This is a genomic window from Micromonospora sp. M42 (assembly GCF_000568915.1).
Lineage (GTDB): Bacteria > Actinomycetota > Actinomycetes > Mycobacteriales > Micromonosporaceae > Micromonospora > Micromonospora chalcea.
This window is the reverse complement of record NZ_KK037233.1, coordinates 800,835-809,209: the sequence shown is the minus strand read 5'-3', so window position 1 is coordinate 809,209 and position 8,375 is coordinate 800,835. Positions and strand designations below refer to the sequence as shown.

General features: G+C 74.7%; 8 protein-coding genes and 1 pseudogene. 4 read left to right on the top strand and 5 right to left on the bottom strand.

The features are described 5' to 3' along the window. Positions 1–1,209 (bottom strand): TIR domain-containing protein (locus tag MCBG_RS03325; protein ID WP_157560811.1); only part of this gene is annotated, 1,209 nt, incomplete at its 3' end. Positions 1,210–1,317: 108 nt separating this feature from the next. On the opposite strand from MCBG_RS03325, the gene MCBG_RS03320 reads away from it, so the two are divergent. Genes MCBG_RS03320 through MCBG_RS03310 form a run of 3 tightly spaced genes read left to right on the top strand, consistent with a single transcriptional unit; the run spans position 1,318 to position 3,839 of the window. Next, the gene (locus MCBG_RS03320; protein ID WP_043323767.1) at positions 1,318–2,550 is read left to right on the top strand and encodes an ArsB/NhaD family transporter; all 1,233 of its coding nucleotides are present in this window, start codon (positions 1,318–1,320) and stop codon (positions 2,548–2,550) included. A gap of 10 nt (positions 2,551–2,560) precedes the next feature. After that, entirely contained in the window at positions 2,561–2,884 is a 324-nt protein-coding gene (locus tag MCBG_RS03315; RefSeq protein ID WP_043323765.1) for a nuclear transport factor 2 family protein, read from the top strand. Positions 2,885–2,939: 55 nt separating this feature from the next. After that, a complete protein-coding gene (locus tag MCBG_RS03310) occupies positions 2,940–3,839 on the top strand; it encodes a GNAT family N-acetyltransferase (protein WP_043323763.1) in 900 nt (299 codons plus the stop codon). A gap of 36 nt (positions 3,840–3,875) precedes the next feature. Here the strand turns inward: MCBG_RS03310 and sigJ are convergent, their stop codons facing one another. Further along, on the bottom strand, positions 3,876–4,736 hold the full coding sequence (sigJ, locus tag MCBG_RS03305) for an RNA polymerase sigma factor SigJ (RefSeq protein WP_043323761.1): 861 nt from the start codon (positions 4,734–4,736) through the stop codon (positions 3,876–3,878). A 140-nt stretch (positions 4,737–4,876) separates the two neighbouring features. Between sigJ and MCBG_RS33575 the strand changes: the two are divergent. Further along, positions 4,877–5,230 (top strand): annotated as a pseudogene (locus tag MCBG_RS33575) (SDR family oxidoreductase); the annotation flags it as partial. 440 nt (positions 5,231–5,670) lie between these two features. Here MCBG_RS33575 and MCBG_RS03295 read toward each other — a convergent pair. The 3 genes from MCBG_RS03295 to MCBG_RS03285 form a co-directional block, all read right to left on the bottom strand. Continuing rightward, positions 5,671–6,462, bottom strand: a complete 792-nt coding sequence (locus MCBG_RS03295) for an inositol monophosphatase family protein (protein WP_223201036.1) — start codon at positions 6,460–6,462, stop codon at positions 5,671–5,673. A gap of 127 nt (positions 6,463–6,589) precedes the next feature. Next, positions 6,590–7,243: a hypothetical protein gene (locus MCBG_RS03290; RefSeq protein ID WP_043323757.1), complete on the bottom strand. Its 654-nt coding sequence runs from the start codon at positions 7,241–7,243 to the stop codon at positions 6,590–6,592. Then, on the bottom strand, positions 7,240–8,244 hold the full coding sequence (locus MCBG_RS03285; RefSeq protein ID WP_043323756.1) for a hypothetical protein: 1,005 nt from the start codon (positions 8,242–8,244) through the stop codon (positions 7,240–7,242). The genes MCBG_RS03290 and MCBG_RS03285 overlap by 4 nt, the downstream gene beginning before the upstream one ends. Between the last annotated feature and the right edge of the window lie 131 nt (positions 8,245–8,375).

The following is an 8,375-nucleotide window of genomic DNA, read 5'->3' as shown; positions in this document are numbered from 1 at the left end:
CAGCCAGCCGGACTGCTGGTAGTGGCGCAGCCGCTGGGCGAACCAGCTCGACTGCGCCTCGCCGAGGAAGCCGTACCGGTCCTCCTCGCGGTGGGTGATGGCGATGGTGGAGTTCAGCCCGGCCACCACCACCCGCAGGTCCGGGACGGGGAACAGCGTCCAGGGCTGCTCGCTGTCGAAGATCCGGTCCTCGAGGCCCTGGTAGAGGTCGTCGAACAGGCGCGCGTAGTGCCGCCACTTCGGCCAGAACGGCGGCTGCGGGTCGACGTCGTCGGCCTCGCAGGTCGCGAAGTACGCGCGGCAGGCGGCCATCGTCACGTCGCGCGGGCCGGGCACCACGATCAGGCGGTGCGGCTCCAGCCCGAGCAGCACCCGCAGGCCGGTGAGGAAGCTCAGCGCGTCGGAGAACTCGCGCGGGCTGCCCGACTCGGTCAGGTTGCCGGCGACGACGAGCAGGTCCGGCCGGGGCACGCCGTCGTTCATCAGCAGCGTGAGGTCACCCATCAGGTGTTCCTGCACCTCGCCGGGGGTGACCGGCGCGCCGGGGGTGATCACGCCCCGGCCGAAGCGCGGCCCGGCGACCTGGAGCACGGTGACGGTGTCCCGGGCGGTCGGCGGCGCCACCGCGGCCGGCGGGAACGGCGGCGGGTTGATCGGGGTACGCCGGGCGCGGCGCGGCGCGGGCGCTCCGGCGGCGGGCGCGGCGAGCACCCCGTGCGGGTCGGCCGGGTGGTGCGGGAACGCCGGCTGCCGCATCGGTTTGGCCCGGCCGTCGAGCGCCTCCCGGATGCGGTCGAGCACCCGGTTGCGGGCCTGCGCCGGGTCGTCCACACCGACCAGGTCCACATAGGTGATGGTGGCGAGCAGCCCGTCGATCGGGCAGTCCTCGACGCGTACCGTGACGAGCTTGTTTCCGGTGCCGTCGGGGTCGGCGCGCAGCGCGGCCTGCCACTCCAGCTTGCCGTACGTGGAGTGCAGGTAGCGTTCGGACAGCACCGCCACCACGACCTCGGCCTCGCGGACGCCACGGTCCATGAAGTCGATGAAGTTGGTGCCGGCGACGAAGTCCCACGCCTGCAACAGTGTGCGGTAGCCGGCCGCCTCGAACTCCCACGCCAGCCACGTCGCCCAGCGCTCGTCGGCCGGTGAGTAACTGATGAAGAAGTCGATGGGGCGGTCGGACCGGGTGGGGTGCGCGCCTACAGCCACGTGGTCATTATGGCCACCGACGGTCAACAGATCGACACCCTCGGCAGCCCGGATCGGGCCCGCGTCGGGCTCCTGCCGCCACGCCCGCATGTGCGAGGATCATCACTCGTGGAGACCCCCGGCGATCCGCCGAACGCCGTGCCCGACCGTTCCCGCTGGGGCCGCCTGCACGTGCTGGACTGGATCGCGATCGGCCTGGCCGCGGTCGGGCTGGTGTGCGTGCTCACCGGGCTGCTGCCGCGCGCCGACGCCGAGGGCACGATGCGGCGGATCATCCCGATCCTGATCTTCCTCGGCACGGTGGTGGTGCTGGCCGAGCTGACCGCTGTGGCCGGGGTGTTCGACGCGCTCGCGACCCGGGTGGCGGTGACCGCGCGGGGCAGTTTCCGGGCCCTGTTCTGGCTCTGCGTCGGCTTCGCCTCGGTGACCACCATCGCGCTCAACCTGGACACCACGGCGGTGCTGCTCACGCCGGTGATGATCGCGCTGGCCCGGGCGCTGAACGTGCCGCCGACACCGCTGGCCATGACCACCGTGTGGCTGGCGAACACGGCCAGCCTGCTGCTGCCGGTGTCCAACCTGACGAACATCCTGGCCAGCGACCGGGTCGACCTGGACCCGGTGCCGTGGGCGGCCCGGATGTGGTGGCCGCAACTGGTCGCCGTGGCAGTGACCGCGCTGCTGCTGTGGTGGTGGTACTGGCGTCCGGCACGCGCCGGGGCCGATCCGTTCGACCCGCCGCCGCCGTACGTGCCGCCGGACCGGGTGCTCTACCGCACCGCGCTCGCCGCCTGCCTGCTGTTCGTCGCCGGGATCCTCGCCGGGGTGGAGATCGGCGTCGCCTCCGGGGTGGCCGCCGCGATCCTGGTCGCCGGCTTCGCGGTACGGGCCCGGCACCGGTTGCGGCTCGCGCTGGTGCCGTGGCGGCTGCTGGTCTTCGTGACCGGGCTGTTCCTGGTGGTGCAGACCATCGGCCGGTACGGCCTGGACTCCGTGATGGGCACGCTCATCGGCACCGACCCGGGCGCGGAGGGCGCGCTGAGGGCGGGCGCGGTCGGCGCGCTGTTCAGCAACGCGGTGAACAACCTGCCCGCGTACCTGGCCGGCGAGGCGGTGATCGCGGCCGACCGGCACACCCAGTTGCTGGCGCTGCTGATCGGCACGAACGTGGGTCCGCTGGCCACGCCGTGGGCGTCGCTGGCGACACTGATCTGGTACGAGCGCTGCCGGGCCGCCGGGGTGGCCGTGCCGCTGGGCCGGTTCGTGGCGACCAGCGCCGCGTTGGCCGTGCTGGCCACCACCGCCACCGTCACGGCGCTTCTTGTCGGTCCCGGCGCCTAGCATCGCGTCCATGAGCAACCCGCCCGAGATCGTCCGCCGCTACTTCGCGCTCGCCGGCCAGGCCGACAAGGAGCCCTGGCTCGCGTTGTTCGCCGACGACGCGGTGGTCGAGGACGAGGGCCGCACCCACCGCGGGATCGGGGAGATCCGCGCCTGGCGCGACGGCACGCCGCTGGTGTCGTACGAGATCACCGACGTCGAGCAGACACCCGCCGGGACGGTCGTGACCGCCACGATCAGCGGTGACTTCCCCGGCAGCCCGTTCGCCGGGCTGCGGTTCCGGTTCGAGGAGTACGACGACACCCGCATCCGGCGACTGCGCATCGCACCCTGAGCCGGGGCGGGAAAACCGCTACGGCCCGGCCGCGGGCAGTGGCTACCGTGCCCGCATGACCGCCGATTCCACCCTGCGCTTCTACGCCGACCCGGAGGAGTTCCTCGCCGCCGCCGGGACGTACCTGGCCGCCGACCCGGTGGTGAGCACCGTCGTCGCCAGCGTCACGCGCCGGATGGCGGCCCGCCGGGCCGAGGGCGTGGCGCTGCCCGAGGACGACTGGTGGCTGGTGGTGCGGGACGCCTCCGGGGCGGTGGTGGGCGCCGCGATGCGTACCGCGCCGTTCCCGCCGCGACCGGCGTTCCTGCTGCCGATGCCGCCGGAGGCCGCCGAGGCGCTGGCCCGCGCGTGGCACCGGCGCGGCGAGCGGGTCCGCGCGGTGAACGGCGCGCTGCCCGCCGCGCGCGCCTGCGCCGAGGAGGTCGCCCGGCTCGACGGCGGCCGGGTCGCTGTCGCCCAGCACACCCGGCTGCACGTGCTCGACCAGCTCACGCCGCCCGCGCCGGCGCCGGGCGCGTTGCGGACGGCCACCGCCGACGAGGTCGACCTGGTCGCCGCGTGGTTCGCCGCGTTCATGGCCGACGCCGACGAGCAGGCGGGCCGCCCGCGCGGCACGAGCGCCCACGAGACGCCCGACCGCGCCGATCTGCTGCGCCGCATCCGGGACGGCCGGGTCTGGTTCTGGACCGACGGGTCGGGCGCTCCGGTGCACCTGACCGCCGCCAACCCGCCGTCGTTCGGCGTGGCCCGGGTCGGGCCGGTCTACACGCCACCCGAGCAGCGCGGACGCGGCTGGGCCGGCAACGCGGTCGCCGAGGTCAGCCGGCTGCTCACGGCCGAGGGCGCGCGGGTGTGCCTGTTCACCGACCAGGCCAACCCGGTGTCGAACCGGCTCTACGCCGGCCTCGGTTTCCGGCCGGTGGTCGACATGGCCAACCTGGCCCTGGTCGACTGAGCCGACCTGGTCCCGGCCGACCGAGCGGGCTCCGGGTCAGCCGGTGAGGCCGAGCGCGGCCAGCCGGCGCGGATCGGCGATCACGTCCACGGCGGCGATCCGTCCGCCGGTGACGGTGAACGCCATCACCGACAGCGGGCGGTCCCCGGCGCTCACCAGCACCCCGGCGGCGCCGTTGACCAGCACCGGCCGGGCGTGCGGGAACAGCCGCCCGAACGTGGTGGCCTGCGCGGCCACCGTCGTCGCGCCGGTGAGCACGACCGTGTGGCGGGCGCGGGCGGTCCCCGCGTCGGAGCGCAGCACCACGTCCGGGTGCAGCACCGCGATCAGCGCGTCGAGGTCGCCGTCGCGGGCGGCGGCGAGGAAGGCGTCGACCACCGCCCGCTGCCGGGTGAGGTCGGGATCGGGGGTGGGCGCCTGTCCGCGTACCCGGCGGCGGGCCCGGCTGGCGAGCTGCCGGGCCGCCGCCGGTGAGCGGTCGACGAGCGGACCGATCTCGTCGAACGGCACGCCGAACATGTCGTGCAGCACGAACGCGAGCCGCTCGGCCGGGCTCAGCGTGTCCAGCACCACGAGCAACGCCAGCCCCACCGAGTCGGCGAGCACCGCGGCATGCGCCGGGTCGTCGGCGTCCACCACCGGGTCGGGCAGGCGTACGTCGAGGGGGTCCTCCCGGCGGGCGGCGCGGGACCGCAGCGCGTTGAGGCTGACCCGGGCGACCACTGTGGTGAGCCAGGCATCCAGGTTGTCCACGGCGGCCGGGTCGGTACGGGCCAGCCGCAGCCAGGTCTCCTGCACCGCGTCCTCGGCGTCGGTGAGCGAGCCGAGCAGCCGGTACGCGACAGCGCGCAGACGCGGCCGCTCCCGCTCGAACCGCTCCGCCAGCCCGTAGTCCATCACCTGAGCCTCCCTCTCCCGCACGTCGTCCCGACCCGCCACAACCGGCCGAGGTGACCGGAGGTGACCACCGTCACACCTGTCACGTCGACGGGTCGGCGCGGGTCGACGTGGCAGCACAGGCGACGGAGGGAAAGACGATGAACCCACAGATCCTGGTCACCGGCGGCACCGGCACGATCGGCCGGCACGTCGTACCGCTGCTGCGCGCCGCCGGGCATCCGGTGCGGGTGCTCAGCCGGCGCGGCGGACGGTCCGGCGACGGCGTCACCCACGTGACCGCCGACCTGCTCACCGGCGCCGACCTCGGCCCCGCGCTGCGCGGGGTGTCCACGGTGCTGCACCTGGCCGGCGGCGCGAGGGGCGACGACCGCGCCACCGCCCACCTGGCCCGCGCCGCGCACCGGGCCGGTGTGGCGCACCTGGTGCACATCTCCGTGACCGGCGCCGACCGGGTGCCGCTGGCCTGGATCCGGTCCAAGCTCGACGCCGAGCGCGCGGTGACGGACTCCGGCGTCCCGTGGACGGTGCTGCGCGCCGCGCAGGTGCACGACCTGGTGCTGACCATGCTGACGGCGATGACCCGGCTGCCGGTGGCACCGGTGCCGGGCGGGCTGCGGCTGGAGCCGGTCGACGCCGCCGAGGTGGCGGCGCGGCTGGCCGAGCTGACGCTGGGCGCGCCCGCCGGGCTGGTGCCGGACCTGGCCGGGCCGGACACCCACGGCATCGGGGAGCTGCTGACCGGCTACCTGACCGTCACCGGGAAGCGCCGGGGCCCGGCTGCCGGTACGCATCCCCGGGCGGGCGGGCCGGGCGTACCGGGACGGCGCGAACCTCGCCCGGCCCGGTGCGGCGAGGGGCGTGCGGACCTGGACCGACTTCCTGGCCGACCGAAGGCCGGGGTAGCGCAGGTTCGTCTGCAGCGGATCGCGTCTCACCAGCCGACCGAGCCGAGACTGACCGGGGTGAGGCGGCGCACCTGCGGCTCGATCCACTGTGCCGCGGTGACCAGCTTGACCAGCCGGTCGATGGTCTCCGGCGGCCCGGCCACGAAACTGCGCCGGTCCGCCGGGCAGCCGTACCGGTCGTCGAACGTGCCGCCGTCGAGCGCGCGTACCGCCATGCCGGCCTCGGCGGCCAGCAGCATCCCGGCGGGCAGATCGACCGCCTCGGGGCGGTAGCCGACGATGCCGTCGATGTCGCCGCGGGCCAGCATCACCCAGGACAGCAGCGGCGCCCACAGTTGCAGCACCCGCCGCGCGGTGGTGTCGAGCACCACCTTCAGCGCCCGGGCGGTGCTGTCGTCCCGGCGTACCTCGTGCCCCTGGGTCCAGGCCAGCACCGGCGCGGCCGGCACCGGCCGGTGCGCGGCGCGCAGCGGCCGGGCGGCCGGGCCGGAGGGGTGCACGAACGCGCCCCGGCCGCGCACCGCCGACCAGGTACGGCCGGCGACCGGGTCGTGGACCACGCCGAGCACCGGCGAGCCGTTGTCGCACAGCGCGATCCCGACCACGTACGCGGGCAGCCCGATCGCCACGTTGTTGGTGCCGTCGAGCGGGTCGACCAGCCAGGCGAAGGCGGTGTCCGGGGCGTACTCGCCGCCCTCCTCGGCGATCACGCCGTGCTCCGGCCAGCGGGCCCGGATCCGGTCGACGATCAGCCGCTCGGCGGCCAGGTCGAGGTCGGTGACGAGGTCGCCGGTGTCGTTCTTGGCCCGGGCGCGCACCTCCCCCCGGGTGCCCCGGCGCAGCAGCCGGCCCCGCCGCCTGGGCGGCCTCCACCGCGAACCGGTGCGCCTCGCGCAGGTCGGGCCCGCCTCTGCTCGGCTCCACGTCCATGGCTCCTCCAGCCAGTCAGCCCCGTGCCACCAGTCGCGCGATCTGCCGCGCCATCCGCGCGGTCTCCACCGCGTCGCATCGGTCCCGGCGTACCCGGTGGCTGCGCCCGTCCACCGCGCCGAGGCTGAGGTCGCACGCGCCGGGAGTGGTCCGGCCGAGCGCCACTGTCACCGCCGGCTCACCGGCGTCGACCTCCGAGGTGTGGAAGCCGCCGGCGCGCAGCGCGTACGATTCGCCGGCCGAGTGCGTCTCCACGGTGGCGGTCATCGCGGTGACCAGCCGGTCGGTGGCGGCCATCTCGTCCACCTCGCCGAGGCTGCGCACCTCGTAGACCCGCCAGGCCGGGTCGGCCGGCGCGTCGTCGACCTCGATCAGCTCGTTGCGGACGGTGCCGTGCAGCACGTGGCTGAGCAGGTCCCAGCTGTGCGAGTGCATGGTGGAGGTGGTCGGGCGCACCGGCGGCGGGTCGGCGGGCCAGGCGTGCACGCAGACGCCGTCCGGGCCGTCGCGTTCCACCGGCAGGCAGGTGAAGCCGAGCGGGTGCCGGACCGCGCGCAGCGACCGCCGCCCCTCGGCGACGTCGTCGAGCACGTCCAGCGCCCAGCCGCGTAGGAGCTCCGGCCGGGTGCCCCGGTCGATCTCCCGTTCGAGGTCGGCGTAACTGGTCATGAGTAGGGGTTCCTCGCCTGGACGGCCTTGCCGATGATGTCGGCGACCTCGCGGTCGCCGAAGGACCGGGGCAGCGTCAGGCCGAGGGCGGTGAACAACCGCCGTACCTGCTCGACCGACGGCTCGTCGTCGAGCTTGACCTGGGCCGCCGCCTCGATCGGCACGCGCCGGCTCTGCCGGCGGCTGTAGTCCAGCTCGATGTTGAAACGGTTGTAGTAGACCTCGCCACGGTCGATGCGCAGCGCGGGCGTCTGCGGGTTCTCCTGGGTGACGACGACGCAGGAGGAGGAGAGGTCGTAGCGGAACGTGGTCATCTGCGCGGAGAGCCGCACGTCGACAGTGAGCAGGCCGGAGCGTTGCAGGTGCCAGCAGGCGGCCAGCACCGTCGCGTACGACTCCTTGCGGGTGCGGTCGACGGTCCACGGCTCGCCCGGCGCGTCCGGGTCGAGGCTGCGCCGGAACCGCGCGTACCGCTCGCAGACCTCCTCGTCGGTCGGGTCGATGATCTCGATGGCGACGGTGAGCGTGGCGTTGCGCCGCCGGGCGTGTTCCAGGCAGTCCGGCAGCGTGACCGCGCGCAGGAAGGTGCCGGTGCCGCCCTTGAAGCTCCACTGGTCGGTGTGCCGCCGGGCCTCGGCGAGCGCCTGCCCGACCTCGCTGCCGTGCAGCACCCGCACCATGGAGACGCTGTCGATGGCCTCGCGGGCCCGGTTCAGCGCGCCCTCGGGGCCGGTGATCTCCCGCATCTGCGGCACCAGTTCGGTGAGCCGGTCGCGGGTGTCCACGATGACCCGGCGGATCTCCCGCTCGGTGGTGCGCCGGCGCAGCCGGTCCCGCAGCACCGCCTGCGCGAGCAGGCCCAGCACCAGCAGGATCGCGCTGTTGACGACCTCCTGGCTGACCGCGTCGTTGGTCAGGCCGAGCACGGCGACCGTGAGGGCCAGGACGAGACCGATGAACGCGTCGAGGTTGGTCACGACCCAGGCGAGCAGGCGCGTCATGACATCCCCCGGTCGACGACGGAACCTCCATGATAGCCCGCTGTCAATGTCACCATCACACCCTGTTTCCGGCCGGCGGCGGCTGCCGGCGGGCGGCGCAGATCAGCGAGCCGCCGAGCCCGGGCGCGGCG